This window comes from Arthrobacter sp. Y3221160, from assembly GCF_059092585.1.
Genome location: NZ_JBNHHU010000001.1, coordinates 2424037 through 2442072 on the forward strand (window position 1 = coordinate 2424037; position 18036 = coordinate 2442072).

Below are 18036 nucleotides of genomic sequence, written 5' to 3' on the forward strand. Positions count from 1 at the left end.
ACCGGCGGGTTCCGGTCCTCGGAGATAAGACGAAGAGGGATGTTCCCCGCACCGCGGTGCAGGGAACATCCCTCTTTCGCTCGCCCGTGGGCGGCGGAACTTACCCGAAGTACTTCGGCAGGGTGCCCTCGTGGGCTTCCTTGAGTTCGGCCAGCGGAACGGAGAACTCGCTCTGGAAGTCCAGCGCGCCGTTCTCGGTGTCCACCACGCCGATGCGCATGAACGGGAAGCCCCGCGCGCCGCACATGTCCTTGAAGCGGACCTCTTCGCTGCGCGCCACGGACACGACGGCGCGGGCCTGGGACTCGCTGAACAGCAACGTGAACAGGTCAACGCCGTCACGTTCGCAGACCTCGCCCAGGCCGATCCGGGCACCGACGCCGAAGCGCAGCGCCATCTCGGACAGGGCTGCGGCCAGGCCGCCTTCGGAGAGGTCGTGGGCGGCGTCGATCATGCCGTCCCGGGAGGCGTTGATCAGCAACTCGCCCAGCAGCTTCTCGGCCGCCAGGTCCACGGCCGGGGGCCTGCCGCCCAGGTGCCCGCGCAGGTTGGCCCATTCGGAGCCGTCCAGCTCGTCGCGGGTGGTACCCATCAGGTAGATCGCCTGGCCGTCCTCGCGCCAGCCCGACGGGGTGCGGCGGCCGACGTCGTCGAGCTTGCCGAGCATCGCCACGACCGGGGTCGGGTGGATCGGGGTGTTGCCGGTCTGGTTGTACAGCGAGACGTTGCCGCCGGTGACCGGGACGCCCAGTTCCATGCAGCCGTCGGAGAGGCCGCGGATTGCTTCGGCCAGCTGCCACATGACGTCCGGGTCCTCCGGCGAACCGAAGTTCAGGCAGTCGGACACCGCCATCGGGATAGCACCCACGGTTGCGACGTTCCGGTAGGCCTCGGCCAGGGCCAGTTGCGCGCCCTGGTAGGGATCCAAGTAGGTGTAGCGGCCGTTGGCGTCGGTGGCCAGGGCAACCCCGAGACCGGTTTCCTCGTCCACCCGGACCACTCCGGCGTCGTCGGGCATGGCCAGTGCGGTATTGCCGCCCACGTAGCGGTCGTACTGGTTGGTCACCCAGTCCTTCGAGCACATGTTCGGGGACGCCATCAGTTCCAGCACGGCTGCCTTGAGGTCCTCGGCGCTGGCCGGGGGGTTGGCGCCGGCCGCGGAGGCGCGGAAGGAGTCGGCCTGGACCCGGTCCTGCCATTCCGGGCGGGCGTAGGGCCGGTTATAGACCGGGCCGTCGTGGGCGACGGTGCGCGGGTCGACGTCGACGATGGTCTCGCCGTCCCACTTGATGACCAGGCGGCCGGTGTCGGTGACCTCGCCCAGCCAGGAGTATTCCACGGCCCACTTGGCCATGACGGCCTCGAACGCCTCGACGTTCTCGGGCGAGACCACGGCCATCATGCGTTCCTGCGACTCGGACATCAGGATTTCGCCCGGCGTCAGGGTCGGATCACGCAGCAGCACGGAGGTCAGCTCGACGTCCATGCCGCCGTCGCCGTTGGAGGCCAGTTCCGAGGTGGCGCAGGAGATGCCGGCGGCCCCCAGGTCCTGGATGCCCTCGACCAGCGAGCCCTTGAACAGTTCCAGGCAGCACTCGATGAGCACCTTCTCCGAGAACGGGTCGCCGACCTGGACCGCGGGGCGCTTGGAGGGCTTGGTGTCGTCGAAGGACTCCGAGGACAGGATAGAGGCACCGCCGATGCCGTCGCCGCCGGTGCGCGCGCCGAACAGCACCACCTTGTTGCCCTTGCCGGAGGCGTTGGCCAGCCGGATGTCCTCGTGGCGCATGACGCCCACGGCCAGGGCGTTCACCAGCGGGTTGCCCTGGTAAACGGAGTCGAAGACGACCTCGCCGCCGATATTCGGCAGGCCCAGCGAGTTGCCGTAGCCGCCGATGCCGGCGACCGCACCGTGGACCACGCGGGCGGTGTCCGGGTGGTCGATCGCGCCGAAGCGCAGCGGGTCCATCACGGCCACCGGACGCGCGCCCATGGAGATGATGTCGCGCACGATGCCGCCGATGCCGGTCGCGGCGCCCTGGTACGGCTCGACCATGGTGGGCGAGTTGTGCGACTCGATCTTGAAGGTTACGGCCCAGCCGTCACCCAGGTCCGTCACGCCGGCGTTCTCGCCGATGCCCACCAGCATGTGCTTCTTCATGTCCTCGGTGACCTTGTCGCCAAACTGGCGCAGGTGGACCTTGGAAGACTTGTAGGAGCAGTGCTCGGACCACATCACCGAATACATGGCCAGCTCGGCGGCGGTGGGGCGTCGGCCCAGCACCTTGACTACCTCGTCGAACTCGTTGCGCTTCAATCCCAGCTCGGCCCAGGGCAACTCGGTGTCCGGGGTCTGCGCGGCATGCTCCACGGTGTCGATGTTGAACTGACGCCCCTCGGCGCGTTCGACGGCGTCGGCCGCCCCGCCGTAGCTCTGCACGTGCTCATTGCGTGCCTCGGCCTCGGTTTCCAGCCGGGTATCCACTGTTGCGCTGGTCGGATTGGTCTCGGTCATTTACTTGGCACCTGCCACAATCTTCGTCAAAACGGAGGTGAAAATTCCCAGGCCGTCGGTGCCGCCGCGCAGCTCGACGTCGCCGAAGGCGGAAGAGTCCGGGCCGAAGCCGGCTTCCACGGCGTGTTCGGGGTGCGGCATCAGGCCCACTACGTTGCCCGCGGCGTTGCTGATTCCGGCGATGTCGCGGCGCGACCCGTTCGGGTTGCCGTCCGAGTAGCGGAACACCACGCGGTTCTCGGCTTCCAGCTCGTCCAGGGTCTTCTCGTCGGCGACGTACTGGCCGTCCTGGTTCTTCAGCGGCACCACGATTTCCGCGCCGGCTTCGTACTGGCTGGTCCAGGCCGTGGTGTTGTTCTCCACGCGCAGCCTCTGGTCGCGGCAGAGGAAGTGCAGGTGGTTGTTCTTGATCATGGAGCCGGGCAGCAGGTGTGCCTCGGTCAGCACCTGGAAGCCGTTGCAGATGCCCAGCACCGGCAGCGGATCGTGCTGCGCGTTGGCGGCGTCGGCAATTTGCTCCATCAGCGGGGCAAAGCGGGAGATCGCGCCGGCGCGCAGGTAGTCGCCGTAGGAGAAGCCGCCGGGGATGATCACGCCGTCCACGCCCTGCAGGTCATGGTCGCCGTGCCACAGGCTGACCGCGGTGCCGCCGGCAATCCGCACGGCACGGGCCGCGTCGCGGTCGTCGAGCGTGCCGGGGAAGGTAACGACGCCGATGCGCGCGCCCGAGAGGCCTGCGTCCGGTGCGGGCGAGAAGTCGCCGATCAGGGGAGTCTCAGTCATTATTCGCCGGCCCCGATGGTCGCCTCGGTGATGACCTCCACCCGGGTGACGTCTTCGATCACGGGGTTGGAGAGCAGCGTGGCGGCGGCATGCCGGGCCTGGTCCAGGAGTTCCTCGGTCACCTCGCCGTCAACCGTCAGCTCGAAGCGCTTGCCCTGGCGGACTTCGCTGAAGCCGGCCAGGCCCAGGCGGTTCAGCGCGCCGGCAATGGCTTTGCCCTGCGGATCAAGGATTTCGGGCTTGGGCATGACATCAACAACGATCCGGGGCATCCGGCCACTCCTGTGCTTGGATTGTGCTCTTCAAACGAAGCGAGGCGCGCGGAACTCAGTGCAGTGTCAATCCAACAATTGGTGCCGTCTCACGCTGTCCCAGCGCTCCGCGAGCTTGCAGCACTATTCTACCGGCATCGCGGGGCGCTGATTTTACGGGACGACGACGGCGGATCCCGGCAAAACCGTGCCGTCGGCCAGCGGGGCTCGTAGCATGGCTTCATGACGGAGAAGCCGCAGTCCATGCTGCTGCCCATCTTGGCCGCCGTCGTGCTGGGCGGCCTCGGGCGGATGGTCATTCGGAAGAAACGCGACGACCGGCGGACCGCCCGTGCCGCACGGCGGGATCTTGACCGCCGTGTGAGCGAAGTCATGCGCGACGGTCGGCGCTGACCCGGTCGGCCCGCGGCGACGCTGACCCGGTCGGTCACGACGGCGCTGACCAGGGTGGCACTAAACTTCGCCGGCGCGGCCGCCCAGCAACGCGGCCATCGCGTTCCACTCGGAGATCTTGCACCCGTCGGTGAGGGAGAAGTGCTTGTTAACCTCGCGGCCGTTGAAGGTGCCGGTGACGTGGGCCTGCTGCGGACCGCCGTATTGCTGGGTGCAGAGGCGGTTGGGATCGGGCAGCTCGAAGAAAACTTTGTCCCCGTGCTTGGCCAGCGCCGCGCAAGCGCCCTCCGGGTCCCTGACCGTGGAGCCTTCGGCGGGACGGGAATCCCGGCACACCAGCAGTTGCTCAAGCCGGGCGGTGCTGTCTGCGGAGGTCAGCATGATGGACAGTTCGGCATCCACGGCCACACCTTTCTGATTGTCCGTCGGGGGGCCCGAGGGAGCGGGTTCCGATGGGGAAGGGGTCCCGCCGTCGCCCGGGGAAGCGGGAACGGCGATGCCGGGGGAAGGCTGCGGCTGGTCGCCCTGGCCGCAGGCCGCCAGCCAGGGCAGGAAGAGCAGGCAGGAAAGGAGCACCGCCGCTTGGCGGCAATCGGTCCGCCGCCGCCCTGGACGCTCCGCCTCAACGGCCATGGTCAGTCCTCCGTTCGAATGTTTCCCGGAGCGGAGCGACGTGCGGCCGCACGGTGCGACGACGAGTTCCCCTCCGTCCCGCGGTCCGGCACATTAGGCGCCTCGAGCACATCCAGTGCCTCCAGCACGTCCAGGGCTTCCAGGAGCCGGAGGCGCAGCGCCTGCGCCTCCTCGGCAAACGCCCGCTGGGCCGCCACGTACTGGGCGCGGCCCTCGGTGGTCTCGATCCTGACCGGTTCGTAGCCCCAGCCCGAGAGGTCGTAGGGCGAGGCCCGCATGTCCAGCTCGCGGATCCGCCAGGACAGCTCGAAGCAGTCCATCACCAGTTCGCTGGGCAGCGCCGGGGCCAGCTTGTACGCCCACTTGTACAGGTCCATGTTGGCGTGCAGGCAGCCGGGCTGTTCCATCTGTCGCTGGTTTTCCCGGGTGGGCTGCAGCGTGTTCAGCGGTACGGCCTGCGGCGTGTAAAACCGGAAGGCGTCGAAGTGCGAGCAGTTGATCCGGCTGCCCTCCACCACCTGGTCCGTTCCCTCCGCGCCGAGCCGCAGCTCCAGGTAGTCGTGCCGGACGCCGTTGAGCCGTGACTTGTAGGCCATGGCCCACTCGTGCAGCCCGAAGCAGCCGAACCGGGCCGGCCGCGACGCGGCGCCGGCCAGGATTTCCCGCGAAAACGCCACCGCCGTTCCCCGCGCCGCCAGGAAGGCTTTGGCGTCGAAGGTGACGGCACCGGCGTCGTGCCCTACACCCGCGCTGCCGCACTCGGCGGCGGTCAGCGCCCGGTAAAACTTCCACCCGCGGCGCTCGCCGGCGTCGTCGCCGGTCAACACCACGCCAGCGCCGGGATGCCAGCGCGCCAGCTGCCCCGGCTTCAAGCTGTAATACGTGAAGAGGAAGTCTTCCACCGGGTGTTTCAGCCCGGCCGAGCGGCGTTGCAGGTAGGGCTGGGTGAAGCGCTCGGCGCGCTCGCCGTGGGCCCGGGCGCGCGGCAGCCACTGCTCCGGTTCGAGCACCCGGAGCCGGTCGAGGAGAACCTGCGGCGCCATGGTTCCATTGTCCCAGCCGCCGCGTCAGATTGGCACCCGGCTTATAGCACCGCCGGCCCGCGCAGGGAAGTACGCGCAGGGTATTTCCGCGGCGCCGCACCCAAGAAGGGTGAAACGGTTCTTTCAGACCTTCCGGTGCGGTACTTTGATCCCACAGACGCACCAATGTGGCTGTTGTCACAGATGGGGATGGGGCCGGCCTCGCACGCCGGGGAAATCCAATACCCTGCGGCCGCACGGCCCGCAGGATATGCATTCGGCTGCGTCTGCGGGCCGACCAAAGCGGTCGCGCCCACCGGATGAAAGGCATTTCCTTCTCATGACACAGCAAAGCAGCAGCTTTGTGCACCGGCAGGGATTGCGCTCTGCCGCGGCACTCGCACTGGGGATACCGCTGATCCTCTCCGGGCTCGCCGGCCCGGCGGCGGCCGCACCCGCCGACCTCGCCCGCACCATCACCTCGAATCCGGACGGGCAGCAGGCCGTCTACGAGGACGGCCGCTACATCGTGATGCTCTCCGGCGATCCGCTGGCCACCTATGAGGGCGGCGTGTCCGGCATCGCGGCAACGAAGCCCGCGCCGGGCGAAAAGCTGAATGGAAACAGCGCCCACGCCAAGAAGTACCGGGCACACCTGCAGGAGCAGCAGAACGACGTCGCCGCCTCCCAGGGCGTCAAGATCGGGAAGAGCTTCACGACGGCGGTTAACGGCTTCGCGGCGGAGCTGACCGGGCTGCAGGCGGCCGAGCTGGCCAAGAAGCCGGGCGTGGCGGCGGTAGCTCCGGACGAGCAGCACCACCCGGACTACTCCAGCACCGATTTCCTGGACCTGCCCGGCGGCAACGGCGTCTGGGCCGAACAGTATGGCGGCGCACAGAACGCCGGCAAGGGAACCGTGGTCGGCGTGATCGACACCGGCTACTACCCGGACAGCGACTTCCTGGCCGGCGAGGAAGTCAAGCCGCTGACCGGCAAGGCCAAGGTCGGCGAACCCTACCTGACGCCGGACGGCAAAATCGCCATGCTCAAGGCAGACGGCAGCACCTTCCTGGGCGAATGCCAGCCGGGCCAGGAAGGCTCCGGCTTCGACGGCACCGAATGCAACTCCAAGGTGCTCAGCGCCCGCTACTACGCCGACGACTTCCTGGCCTATGTGCCGCCGGAAGACCGGCATCCGCAGGAGTCCATCTCCCCGCTGGACATCGCCAGCCACGGCACCCACACCGCCACCACGGCCGCCGGCAACAGCGGCGTGACGCAGACCGTTGACGGCCGCGACTTCGGCACCGGCAACGGCGTGGCTCCCGCCGCCAAGGTCGCCGTCTACAAGATCTGCTGGGAGGACAACGACGACGCCACCGGCGGCTGCTACACCTCGGCCTCCGTGTCCGCGATCGAGCAGGCCATCCTCGACGGCGTCGACGTGCTGAACTACTCCATCTCCGGCAACAACAACTCCGTCCTGGACCCGGTGTCGGTGGCGTTCCTGAGCGCGGCCGAGGTGGGCGTTTTCGTTTCCGCCTCCGCCGGCAACGCGGGTCCGGCTCCCGCCACCGTCAACCACAGCGCGCCCTGGGTGACCACCGTGGCGGCCAGCACGTTCTCCAACGAACTGCAGGGCACCGTGGAACTCTCCGACGGCACCAAGTACCGCGGCACGTCCATCATGAACCGCGAGGTTCCGCAGACGGCGCTGATCCTTTCCGCGCAGGCCGGTGCGGCCGGCGCCACCGGTGACGAGGCACGCTTGTGCTACCCCGGCAAGCTCGATCCGGCCAAGGTCGAAGGCAAGATCGTCATCTGCGACCGCGGCGTGATCGCCCGCGCGGACAAATCGGTCGCCGTCGAGCAGGCCGGCGGTATCGGCATGGTGCTCGTCAACGTGACCCCCGGGTCGCTCGACCTGGACCTGCATGCCGTCCCCACCGTGCACATCGACGACCCGTCCATCAAGCACAAGGTCGCCGCGGACCCGTCGCTGACCGCGGCGCTGCGCGACCGTGACACCACGGGGCTGCCGCAGAGCCCGGTCCCGCAGGTTGCCGAGTTCTCCTCGCGCGGTCCGTCCACGGCGGTGGACTCGAACCTGCTGAAGCCGGACGTCGCGGCCCCGGGCGTGAACGTGCTCGCCGGAGTTTCCCCGGTGGTTGGCGGCGAGACCAGCGGCTTCATGTCCGGCACCTCGATGGCCGCGCCGCACGTGGCAGGCCTCGGCGCGCTGCTGCTGGCCAAGAACCCCAAGTGGTCCCCGGCCACCGTGAAGTCGGCGATGATGACCACCGCCGGCGACCTGGTCACAGAGGACGGCTCGGTGAACGAAGACCGCTTCGCCACCGGCGCCGGCCACGTGGATACCGCCCGGATGGGCGATCCCGGCCTGGCCTACGATGCCGATATCAACGACTGGCTCGGATTCATCCAGGGCACAGGCCTGGATCTGGGCCTGAAGAAGCGGGACACCGTCGAGTCCAAGGACATCAACGTGCCGTCGTTTGCCCTCGGGAAGCTGGCCGGCAAGGTCACCGTGGAGCGCACGCTCACCGCCCTGAAGCCCGGCACCTACTCGGCGGACGTGGACCTGCCGGGCGTGAACGTGAAGGTCTCGCCCGCGAAGCTGACCTTCAAGAAGGCCGGCCAGGAACGCACGTTCAAGGTCACCTTCGAGAACGCGGCTGCCCCGCTGGATCAGTTCACCATGGGTGAGCTGGTCTGGACGGAAGAGGGCAAGGGCGCCGGCGGGCAGCACTCGGTTGCGTCGCCCATCGCCGTCCGGCCGGTCACCGCGGTGGCCCCTGCCAGCGTGGCGTTCGCTTCCGACGGCGGCGACGGCACCGGCACGATCGAGGTCACCTCGGGCACCAACTCGCCGATCGACCTCGCGGTCGAGGGCCTGGCCAAGGCCAACGCCACCGCGGTGGAGAAGGTCCCCGGCCAGCCCGCCGTGATCGGTTCCAACGGCAGCACGGGATTCGCGCCGCAGGCGGTGCCGGCAGGTGCCACGCTGGCGCAGTTCTCCATCACCGCGGCCGACCCGGGGGCAGACTGGGATCTGTATGTCTACACCCCCGCGGGTACCGTGATCTCGGCGGCCACGGCGGCGGCGAGCGAGTCCCTGGCCATCAACAATCCGGCGCCGGGCACCTACTACGCCATCGCGCACCTGTACAGCAGCCCGGACGGCAAGGCCAGCAAGGGGACCATCGACACGGTGGCGCTGAGCGGTGACGCCGGCAACCTGGCGGTCAGCCCGGATCCGCTGCAGCTGGCCAACGGCGAGACCGGCACGGTAACCGCCACCTGGTCCGGCCTGGCGGCCGGCAGCTGGGTAGGCCTGGTCAAGTTCGGCGACGGCGCGGCCACGGCGGTGACGGTCAACGTCTCGGGCAACGGCGCCGCGGCGCAGGCGCCGGCAGCTGAAGGTACGGCCGTGATAGTCGACGGCAGTGCCTCGGAGCAGCCCGGGCAGCGCTCCGGCCGCTAACGGCGCCGGCGGTCCCGGCCGCTGACAGCACCTGAACAAGCGGGAGGGTGGCCGGTGGATACAACCACCGGCCACCCTCCCGCCGCATCTTCCGGCAGCTCCGTGCGTCGGCGCTAGTCCTTGGCTTCCCGTGCGGCCTTGATCAGCGCATGCATCGAGGCGTTCAGTTCGCGCAACTGCTCGCGTTCAAGCCCCAGGCGCGCCAGCATGGTTCCGGGCACGGCCAGTGCCTCCTCCCGCAGCGCCTGGCCGGCAGCGGTCAGCCCCACGGCCAGCGCCCGCTCGTTGCCTTCCACCCGCTCCCGGGTCACCAGGCCGGCCTGCTCCAGCCGCTTGAGCATGGGGGACAGGGTGGCGGGTTCCTGCTGGAGCGCTTCGGACAGGTCCTTGACCATCCGCGGGCTCTGCTCCCAGAGGGCGAGCATCATCAGGTATTGCGGATGCGTGAGGCCCAGCTTCTCCAGCACCGGCTTGTAGGAGGCCACCACGCTGCGCGACGCCACCGACAGCGCGAAGCACAACTGGTGCTCCAGCAGCAGATCGTCCGTCGTCCCCGCTGTGGCTGTCACGGCCATCACCATCCATCAGTTCGTGCGCTAATTGTTCGTGCCTTATTATGGGGTTGCATGCCCACCAGAGTCCACCGGGCACCGGAAGAAGGATCACCCCCATGACCGAGAAGAAGTCCCGCGTCAACGCGTTCATGCGGGCGACCGGCAAGTTCCGCATCGTCTTCGGCCCGGCCCAGAAAAGCGGCGTCGACCATCCCATGACCGAGGAGAACAAGGCGCTGCTCCAGCAGCGCGAGGCCGAAGCGTCGCAGTGGGAAACGGTCACCCGGGCGGACGGCAGCACCTACATCGTGCCGAAGAAGCCGGCCTAGCCCCGCCCTGTTCTTCCGTAACGGGCCTCGTTAAACTGATGCCACGGATTCTTCTGAGCAAGAAGGTGATTCAGATGGCTGGAAATCGGCGTTTCATGGACCGCTTCATGCGAGCCACGGAGAAGGCGGCGAAGGTCTGGGGCCCTGCCGATCGCATCGAAGCCGACACCCCGGTGGTGCACCGGCACGACGCGGCGGAGAAAGCGGCGGAGGAACAACTGGCCGAGATCGAAGTGGAGCGCGGTCCCGGCCACGCCTACGCCTACCGCAAGCCGCGCAAGGCCTGACACGCGACGAGGCCGCGCAAGGCCCGGCACATGACCAGGCCGCGCAAGGCTGGTACGCGACGAGGCCGCGCAAGGTACGCCTACCGCAAGCCGCGCAAGGCCTGACACACGGAGAGGGGCTGCCAGCCAACTGCTGACAGCCCCTCTCCGGTTCCGCCCCGCGGCGTCAGCGGCCGGTGCCGCCGTAGACCGTGGCTTCCTCATCGGTGTCCAGGTCGAATGCCGCGTGGACAGCGCGGACCGCGGTGTCCAGCAGATCGGCGTGTGTGACAATCGAGATGCGGATCTCGGAGGTGGAGATCATGTCCACGTTCACGCCGGCCTTGTGCAGGGCTTCGAAGAACTTGTAGGAGACGCCGGGGTTGGAGCGCATGCCCGCGCCGATCAGCGAGAGCTTTCCGACGTTTTCGTTGTAGAGAATGCCCTCGAAGCCCACCACGTCCTGGGCCGCGTTGAGTGCCTCCAGGGCTTCCTTGCCCTCCACCATGGGCAGCGTGAAGGAGATGTCCGTCTTGCCGGTCCCGCGGGTGGAGATGTTCTGCACGATCATGTCGATGTTCGAGTGCGCGCCGGCGACGATACCGAAGATTTCCGCGGCCTTGCCGGGGATGTCGGGCACGCCCAGGATGGTGACCTTGGCTTCGGAGCGGTCGTGGGCAACGCCGGAGATGATGGGCTGTTCCAAGGGTTCTCCCTCTTGAATCTTGATCTTGTCGTCGGGGTTGGGCAGTACCCAGGTTCCCTCGTTCGTGCTGAAGGACGAGCGCACGTGCAGCTTCACGCCGAAGCGGCGGGCGTACTCGACGCAGCGCAGGTGCAGGATCTTGGAGCCGGAGGCCGCCATTTCCAGCATCTCCTCGCTGGAGATGGCGTCGATCTTTCGGGCGGTGTGCACCACCCGCGGATCGGCGGTGTAGATGCCGTCCACGTCAGTGTAGATCTCGCAGACGTCGGCGCCCAGGGCCGCCGCCAGCGCCACCGCGGTGGTGTCCGAACCGCCGCGGCCCAGCGTGGTGATGTCGTTGCTCTCCCGGCTGATGCCCTGGAAGCCGGCGACAATGGCGATCTCGCCCTTTTCGATGGTCGTCATCACCCGGTGCGGCGAGACGTCGATAATCCGCGCCCTGCCGTGGATGGCGTCGGTGACCATGCCGGCCTGGCTGCCCGTGAAGGACTGGGCCCTGGAGCCGAATTCCTGGATGGCCATGGCCAGCAGCGACATCGAGATTCGTTCGCCGGCGGACAACAGCATGTCCATTTCGCGGGCGCTGCTGCTGCTGGAGGAGACCTGGTTGGCCAGATCCAGCAGTTCGTCGGTGGTGTCTCCCATGGCGGACACGACGACGACAACCTGGTTGCCGGCGGCTTGGGTGTCGACCACGCGTTGTGCCACGCGTTTAATCCCCTCCGCGTCCGATACTGAGGAACCGCCAAACTTCTGCACTATCAGGCTCATGTGTTCTCTAAACAACTCCTGGGTTGGGGGGCCCGGACCGCGGCCGCCAGGGCGCGCCGCCGGGCTCATGGATTTGCTGCCACGCATCCCGGCTGCGCACCGCGCGGCAACCGCCATTCTAGCGCCGTAGTGGTGACGGCGGAGAATGCGGCGGGCAGTATGACCGGCCAGGGTAATAACGACGACGGTGCCGGGCCAGGCGCCCGACGCCGCCACTGACGCGTGGCTGGGCCGCCGGTTTGCTACGTGAGCATGCGGCGGCCTTCAAAGGCGCGGCCCAGCGTAACTTCGTCCGCGTACTCGAGGTCGCCTCCCACCGGCAGGCCGGACGCCAACCGGCTGACGGGAATGCCGATGGTCTTGAGCATCCGGCCCAGGTAGGTCGCCGTCGCCTCGCCTTCAAGGTTCGGATCGGTGGCGATGATGATTTCCTCGATCTGTCCGTCCGAGAGGCGGCCGAGCAGCTCGCGGATGCGCAGTTGCTCCGGACCGACGCCGCCGATCGGATTGATGGCGCCGCCGAGCACGTGGTAGCGGCCCTTGAAGGACCGGGTGCGCTCGATCGCTATGACGTCCTTGGACTCTTCCACCACGCAGATGGCCGTCGGATCCCGGCGCGGGTCGCGGCAGATGTTGCAGGTGTCCTGTTCGGAGACGTTCCCGCAGATGGAGCAGAACTTCACCCGCTCCTTGACGTGGGTAACGGCGTCAACGAGCCGCTTCATGTCGGCCGGATCGGACTCCAAGATGTGGAACGCGATGCGTTGGGCGGACTTCGGGCCGATTCCAGGCAAGCGGCCGAGCTCGTCGATCAGCTCCTGGACAGCACCTTCGTACACTGAACCTTCAATCTCCGCGGGCGGTTACGAACCGTCGAGGCTTCGTTCTTCGATCAGGCGTCCGCCGAGGAGCCTTTCAATGGCAGCGCGGCCCACCAGTCCGGAATCTTCGATGGCCTCGTCGTCTTCGCTGGGGATGTCCTCGACGTACTTCAAGTTTAGGTCACGGGCTGCCGGGGACGGCGCCGCGACGGCCGATGTCGCCCGCGTGGCCTTCGCCTGATCCAGCAACTGCTGGTAGCGGCTGCGCTTTTGCCCGGGCATCTGCCGGTCCGGCGTCGTTTCCCATTCCTCGGCGGGTGGTTCGTCGTTCGCGTACGGGATGTCGTCGTACGGAGACGGCTGTGCCGGGGCGGAGGGGGTGGGAGTGCTTGGCGGTGCCGACAGGGCGCCGGCGGGCTGGCCGTTCGGTTGGGCGGCAGCCCCGGCGACCTCCCCTGCTGGAGAGCCAGGAGCTGCTGGACCTGTTGGAGCTGCGGGGGCGGGGAAGCCGGCCAGCGCCGAGCCGGAGTGGTTCGAGGCCGATGGCGCACCGGCCGCCACTGGGACAGCGGTGGGAGCCCCCGGGGCCGCCATCCGCTCGGCCAGCTTCGCAAAAACCGGCTTCTCCCCTGGCAGGGCAGGCGGCCGCTGGCCGTTGCCGGAGGCGCTGTTCGGCGATTCGGCCGACGGCGCTGACGCCGCGGTGGCCCCGGAGAAACCGCTGGGGGCTGATGCCCCTGACGCGGCGGAGGTAGCGCTGGGTGCCGAAGCGGCGGTGGGTGCCGAGAGGCTTGAGTCCGCGGACAGACTGCTGGAAGCTGATGCGCCCGACGCGGCGGAGGCAGCGCTCGGTGCCGAGGCGGCGGTGGCCGCCGACATCCCGCTTGCGGCTGAAAGGCCGGTGGACGCGGAGACCCCGCTGGGGGCAGACGGACCGGAAACAGCCGAGGCAGGGGATACACCGGATCCCCCCGACATCGCAGAACCACCGGACAAGCCGGACGTTGCGGAGCCAGTCGACATCTCCGACCCGGCCGGGTCGGCCGGCATCGCCGGTGCAGCCGAAGACGGAGAAGCCGCCGAGCCCGAGCCAGCCATCCCGGCTGCGGCCTGTGCCGACTGCCGATGATCAGATTGCCCAACAACCTGTCCTGAAACTGGCGCGGGCGCACCTACCGTAGCGGTGTTGGCGGACCAACCTCCGTCTGCCGGCTGCGGCCGGCTAGTAGGTACTTTTGGGTTTGACTCACCCGCTGTCACCGACGCGTCTTCGACGGTTTGTATCTGCAGGTCGATGCCGAGCACTTGCTGGATGGCCTGGCGCACGTTGTCCGCGTGGTCGCCGTTGTTGAAGTTGGTGGCGGACCCCTGGTTCTTGAAGCCGAGCGTCAGCGCCGTGCCGTCGAGGCTGAGCGGCGAGGCATTCGTGCTGACGTTCATCCACGTCACCTTGCGGATGCCGCTGAGCGTGGTCAGGATCTCCGGCCAGGCGCGGCGGATCATCTCGATCTGCCCGGACGCCTGCGGGCTCGACTGGCCCTGGCGCGCAGCCTGCGCCGGTGGTGCGGCCTGTTCCGGGCGCGCCGGAGACTGTTGTGCCGGGGCCGGTGCCTGTGGTGCAACCGGTTCCGGTCGGGCCGGCGGCTGGGCCGGGGCCTGCGCCTGTGGTGTCACCGGTTCCGGGCGTGCCGGAGCCTGCGGTGCTGCCGGTGCCTGCCGCTGCGGTCCGCGCTGCTGCGCCGGGGGCTGGCCCTGTGCCTGCGGCCGCTCGTTGGCTGCCGCTACCGGCGCCGCCGTGTTCCGGGGAGATTGAGCCGGCTGACCCGATCCACGGGCCTGGTATCCGGCCGGCGGGGCGGGGCGCTGGGCTTCGGGTGCCGGAGCCGGCTCCGGCATGGCGCCCCAGGTGCCACCCCAGTCGGCCGCGCTTTCGCCGGAGGAGCCGGCAGCAGCGTTCTGCTGGCCGGCCGCATCGGAGGGGACCTGCACACCGGCGTCCTGCCTGCCGCCGTCTCGCGGATTCCCGAACACCGACGACGGGACGGTCGGACGGCTGGAATCGTTGGCGGATGCCGGAGCCGAAGGCGGCTGGGCGGAAGACGCCTGGGCCTCGGCTGCGGCCGCGGCGCCGTTCCCATCCGGAGATCCGGAGGATGCCGCCGTCGCAGGTGCCGTACCCCCGGAGCCAGCGGGAGCTCCGCCGTCGTGCTGTTGGGCAGGCTGGCCTGAAGTTTGGGGGTTGTTGGCGGCGGGGGCGGCGGGACCCTGCTGGTCTTCGCGGGGCCAGTCGGTGGTGCTCACCCGCGGGGGAGTGAGGCGCTCGGCGTCCGGGCGGGCGGGCTCGGCCTTCTGTGCGTTGGCTCCCCGGAGCGCGGCGCGCGCGGCTTCGGGCCCGGAGAGCGGGGGCTCCGCGGCGGCATGCACGGCGGGCGCCTGCGGCTGGCCGGCTGCCGGTGCGGAAACCGGGGCCCCACCGTAGCTGAGCCGGCGCTCGATCCGGTCCACCCGAGCCGCGACGCCCTGCTCGCCCTGGTCGGCGGCGGGCAGCAGGATCCGCGCGCACAGCAGTTCAAGGTGCAGGCGCGGGGAGGTGGCGCCGGTCATTTCGGTCAGCGCCTGGTTGGTGATGTCCGCGGCCCGGGAGAGCTCGGACGCGCCCAGCTGGTTGGCCTGGGTCTGCATCCGGGCGATCTGGTCTTCCGGGACGCCGCGCAGGATCGCGTGGGCGCTTTCCGGCATGGCGCGCACGATGATCAGGTCGCGGAAGCGCTCGAGCAGGTCCTCGACGAAGCGGCGCGGATCGTGGCCGGTCTGCACCACGCGGTCCACCGCGCTGAACACGGTGGACGCGTCGCCCGCGGCGAAGGCGTCGACGACGTCGTCCAGCAGGGAGGCGTGCGTGTAGCCGAGCAGGGAAACGGCCAGTTCGTAGTCCAGCCCGTCGGGTCCGGCGCCGGCCATCAGTTGGTCCAGCACGGAGAGCGAGTCGCGGACCGAACCGCCGCCCGCCCGGATCACGAGCGAGAGGACGCCCGGGGCCACCGGAACGTTCTCCTGCCGGCACAGGAGTTCCAGGTACTGCATCAGCGGTTCCGGCGGGACCAGCCGGAAAGGATAGTGGTGGGTCCGGGAGCGGATTGTGCCGATGACCTTGTCTGGCTCGGTGGTGGCGAAGATGAACTTGATGTGTTCCGGCGGCTCTTCGACGATCTTGAGCAGGGCGTTGAAGCCGGCCGACGTGACCATGTGGGCCTCATCGATGATGAAGATCTTGTAGCGGTCGCGCACCGGGGCGAAGGTGGCCCGCTCGCGCAGGTCGCGGGCGTCGTCCACGCCGCCGTGGGATGCGGCGTCGATCTCGATGACGTCGAGGCTGCCGGGTCCGCCGCGGCCGAGCTCGACGCAGGAGTCGCAGGTGCCGCAAGGGGTGGGGGTGGGGCCCTCCGCGCAGTTCAGGCAGCGGGCCAGGATGCGGGCCGAGGTGGTCTTGCCGCAGCCGCGCGGGCCGGAGAACAGGTACGCATGGTTGACGCGGTTCTTCTGCAGCGCCGCCATCAGCGGATGGGTGACGTGTTCCTGCCCGATAACGTCCGCGAAAGTGTCCGGGCGGTAGCGACGGTAAAGGGCTGTACTCACGATCAAACCCTATCGGTTGAAACTGGGCCGGTGCACGCCGGAGCGGCCGGGCTGGGGATAGGCAGCATGGGGGTAAGTAAAGACCCCTCATGCACCTGACAGAGCCCGCTTACCCTTGCTACCTTCCGGTCCTGGGGGAGTTCACAGGTTGACACCGCATGAGGGGCCGACGAACAGTCTACCTGACGTCGGACGGCGGCCCGAAATCAGGCGCCCGTCACCCGCCGGGGGTCGTCGGGGAGCCGGCGGCGGCGTCGGGAACGGCGTCGGGAGCATCCCACCAGCGCAGCACGCGGGAGCACCGCAGCGTGGCCCAGCGGCCGATGTCCTCTGCCGTCCAGCGGAACCACATCCGCCCCGGATACGGGCGGTACCCGCCCCAGTTGCCCGGGCTGCGCCGCCCATGGGCCACTACCTTGATGGCGGGCGACATCCGGTCGTCGTGCGGGCAGCCCTCGGCCCGAAAGTACTCGAGGCCGCGCAGAATGTCGTAGTGCCACTGCGGCGGGAACCGGAACTGGGACAGCGAAGGATGCGCCACGGCCCCGGTCCGATGTGACCGGTAGAGCGAATGCATCAGCAGGAATTCGCGGCCGCGTGCCTCGGCGACCTCCACCTTGATCGCACCGCCGCTGTGCCGGTAGGCAGCCAGCGCCTCCAACGTGCTGATGGTGGTGTGGAACGAGGCATGCTTGGTCGGTGAGCTGTGGGGCTCGCAGTTCCAACCGCCGTCGTCCAGTTCCTCGGCCAGCAGCCACGACACTGCCTTGTCGATCCGTGGATCGCCGCCGAGTCGCTGGCCCAGCTCGGAGCCGACCAGCACAGCCATGGCCGTGACGCAGTTCTCGGCCCGGTCCTGGTGCCGGCCGTAGGTCAGCCCGCCGTCGAAGTACTCTGCCCCGTCCAGCAGCCTCCGACAGCCGGCCACGGCCTGCGGGTGCCCCGGGGCGAGTCCGAGCCAATGCAGCAGCAGCAGGGTGAACATGGTGGAGGTCCATTTGGGGTTGTAGAGGCCGCCGCCCCAGCTGCCGTCCGGATCCTGCGCCTCGAGCAGCAGGGCACCCCAGCCGGAGTCGGCGATTTGGGCTTGCGCGGCCGCCACTTCGCCTTCGGGCGCGTCGCAAAGATCACGCAGGGTCTGGAACCGGATTGACGCATCCCCGGCCAGCAGCCAGTCCACAATGCGTGCCGGTGGCACGCTGCCTACCGCTGACTCTGTACCGGTGGCCATGTTGTTTAGTCCCCTTAGAAAAGGGGCTGCCCCCAGCCCCTCACCTCACCCATGGCGTAAGTTTGCCACTGCCGGTCGCAGCCTTCCAGAGCTAAACGGCGGCGGTACCCGCACGGTCTCGGATTCAATTTTTGGGCCCGTACTGAAGGGGTGGCGGCCGTCTCTGGAGGGGGCCAAGTCGCCCAACCTCAGCCCCCTTAGAGGCTTGGGTCGAGGTGCATGGACTCCTGAATCCAGCTCCCTGGATTCCCTCGCCCCAGCCCCCTTGGCGGCCCGCGACCGAGGTCCTTGGGGTTTTCGGCCCAGCCGCGTGAGTCCCGTGTCCCAGTTCCTTGGACTCGCGCACTCCAGCTTTTTGAACTCCCGCACCCAGTTCCCTGCACTCCTGCCGATTCGGCACATGGGGCCGCTTTCGGGTACTCTGGTATCTGCTCTTGTGAGCAAGCATCTGGAGGATTCGCCTAGCGGCCTATGGCGCACGCCTGGAACGCGTGTTGGGTTCACGCCCTCGGGGGTTCAAATCCCCCATCCTCCGCCAGCCCCAGCGGCCCCGATCTGCACTGCAGACCGGGGCCGCTGGCGTTAAGCCGCAAGGCCAGTTG

14 protein-coding genes, 1 tRNA gene and 1 other RNA gene are annotated in these 18036 nt (G+C 68.7%); 5 read left to right on the plus strand and 11 right to left on the minus strand.

The genetic code is table 11. From position 1 onward, the window contains the following. Positions 1-100: 100 nt before the first annotated feature. The 3 genes from purL to purS are packed head-to-tail and all read right to left on the minus strand — an operon-like array spanning position 101 to position 3570. Complete coding sequence (gene purL / locus AC5RWG_RS11345) at positions 101-2515, minus strand: phosphoribosylformylglycinamidine synthase subunit PurL (protein WP_494166937.1); 2415 nt, start codon at positions 2513-2515, stop codon at positions 101-103. Next, positions 2516-3298: a phosphoribosylformylglycinamidine synthase subunit PurQ gene (purQ, locus tag AC5RWG_RS11350; protein WP_493977174.1), complete on the minus strand. Its 783-nt coding sequence runs from the start codon at positions 3296-3298 to the stop codon at positions 2516-2518. It abuts the gene before it with no gap. Further along, positions 3298-3570, minus strand: coding sequence for a phosphoribosylformylglycinamidine synthase subunit PurS (gene purS, locus AC5RWG_RS11355; RefSeq protein WP_493977173.1), 273 nt, complete (start codon positions 3568-3570; stop codon positions 3298-3300). Before purS ends, purQ begins: the two co-directional genes overlap by 1 nt. Positions 3571-3792: 222 nt before the next feature. Here purS and AC5RWG_RS11360 point away from each other — a divergent pair, with 222 nt between their 5' ends. Next, entirely contained in the window at positions 3793-3963 is a 171-nt protein-coding gene (locus AC5RWG_RS11360) for a hypothetical protein (RefSeq protein WP_494013269.1), read from the plus strand. Between the two features lie 60 nt (positions 3964-4023). Here the strand turns inward: AC5RWG_RS11360 and AC5RWG_RS11365 are convergent, their stop codons facing one another. After that, positions 4024-4365: a serine protease inhibitor gene (locus tag AC5RWG_RS11365; RefSeq protein WP_494101296.1), complete on the minus strand. Its 342-nt coding sequence runs from the start codon at positions 4363-4365 to the stop codon at positions 4024-4026. A 233-nt stretch (positions 4366-4598) separates the two neighbouring features. Beyond that, positions 4599-5639, minus strand: a complete 1041-nt coding sequence (locus AC5RWG_RS11370) for a 3-methyladenine DNA glycosylase (RefSeq protein ID WP_494101297.1) — start codon at positions 5637-5639, stop codon at positions 4599-4601. Between the two features lie 319 nt (positions 5640-5958). On the opposite strand from AC5RWG_RS11370, the gene AC5RWG_RS11375 reads away from it, so the two are divergent. Beyond that, a complete protein-coding gene (locus AC5RWG_RS11375) occupies positions 5959-9120 on the plus strand; it encodes a S8 family serine peptidase (RefSeq protein ID WP_494166938.1) in 3162 nt (1053 codons plus the stop codon). 113 nt (positions 9121-9233) lie between these two features. Here AC5RWG_RS11375 and AC5RWG_RS11380 read toward each other — a convergent pair whose 3' ends face one another. Then, entirely contained in the window at positions 9234-9695 is a 462-nt protein-coding gene (locus tag AC5RWG_RS11380) for a MarR family winged helix-turn-helix transcriptional regulator (RefSeq protein ID WP_494002061.1), read from the minus strand. 95 nt (positions 9696-9790) lie between these two features. Between AC5RWG_RS11380 and AC5RWG_RS11385 the strand changes: the two genes are divergently transcribed. Together AC5RWG_RS11385 and AC5RWG_RS11390 are read left to right on the plus strand one after the other, a co-directional pair. Beyond that, positions 9791-10003 (plus strand): hypothetical protein, encoded by a 213-nt coding sequence (locus AC5RWG_RS11385; protein WP_494002062.1) that lies wholly within the window; start codon positions 9791-9793, stop codon positions 10001-10003. 74 nt (positions 10004-10077) lie between these two features. Continuing rightward, complete coding sequence (locus AC5RWG_RS11390; protein WP_494002063.1) at positions 10078-10290, plus strand: hypothetical protein; 213 nt, start codon at positions 10078-10080, stop codon at positions 10288-10290. Between the two features lie 166 nt (positions 10291-10456). Here the strand turns inward: AC5RWG_RS11390 and AC5RWG_RS11395 are convergent, their stop codons facing one another. The 5 genes from AC5RWG_RS11395 to AC5RWG_RS11415 form a co-directional block, all read right to left on the minus strand. After that, complete coding sequence (locus tag AC5RWG_RS11395; RefSeq protein WP_494002064.1) at positions 10457-11746, minus strand: aspartate kinase; 1290 nt, start codon at positions 11744-11746, stop codon at positions 10457-10459. Positions 11747-11988: 242 nt separating this feature from the next. Then, positions 11989-12585: a recombination mediator RecR gene (gene recR / locus AC5RWG_RS11400; RefSeq protein WP_494002065.1), complete on the minus strand. Its 597-nt coding sequence runs from the start codon at positions 12583-12585 to the stop codon at positions 11989-11991. A gap of 24 nt (positions 12586-12609) precedes the next feature. Then, positions 12610-16209 carry a DNA polymerase III subunit gamma and tau gene (locus tag AC5RWG_RS11405; protein WP_494166939.1) on the minus strand — a complete coding sequence of 1200 codons (3600 nt, stop codon included), beginning with the start codon at positions 16207-16209 and terminating at the stop codon, positions 12610-12612. A 69-nt stretch (positions 16210-16278) separates the two neighbouring features. Next, positions 16279-16374: signal recognition particle sRNA small type (ffs, locus tag AC5RWG_RS11410), an RNA gene on the minus strand. Between the two features lie 46 nt (positions 16375-16420). After that, positions 16421-17434 carry a hypothetical protein gene (locus AC5RWG_RS11415; protein WP_494166940.1) on the minus strand — a complete coding sequence of 338 codons (1014 nt, stop codon included), beginning with the start codon at positions 17432-17434 and terminating at the stop codon, positions 16421-16423. Positions 17435-17884: 450 nt separating this feature from the next. On the opposite strand from AC5RWG_RS11415, the gene AC5RWG_RS11420 reads away from it, so the two are divergent. Beyond that, positions 17885-17972: transfer RNA gene (locus tag AC5RWG_RS11420), tRNA-Ser, on the plus strand. Positions 17973-18036 lie beyond the last annotated feature (64 nt).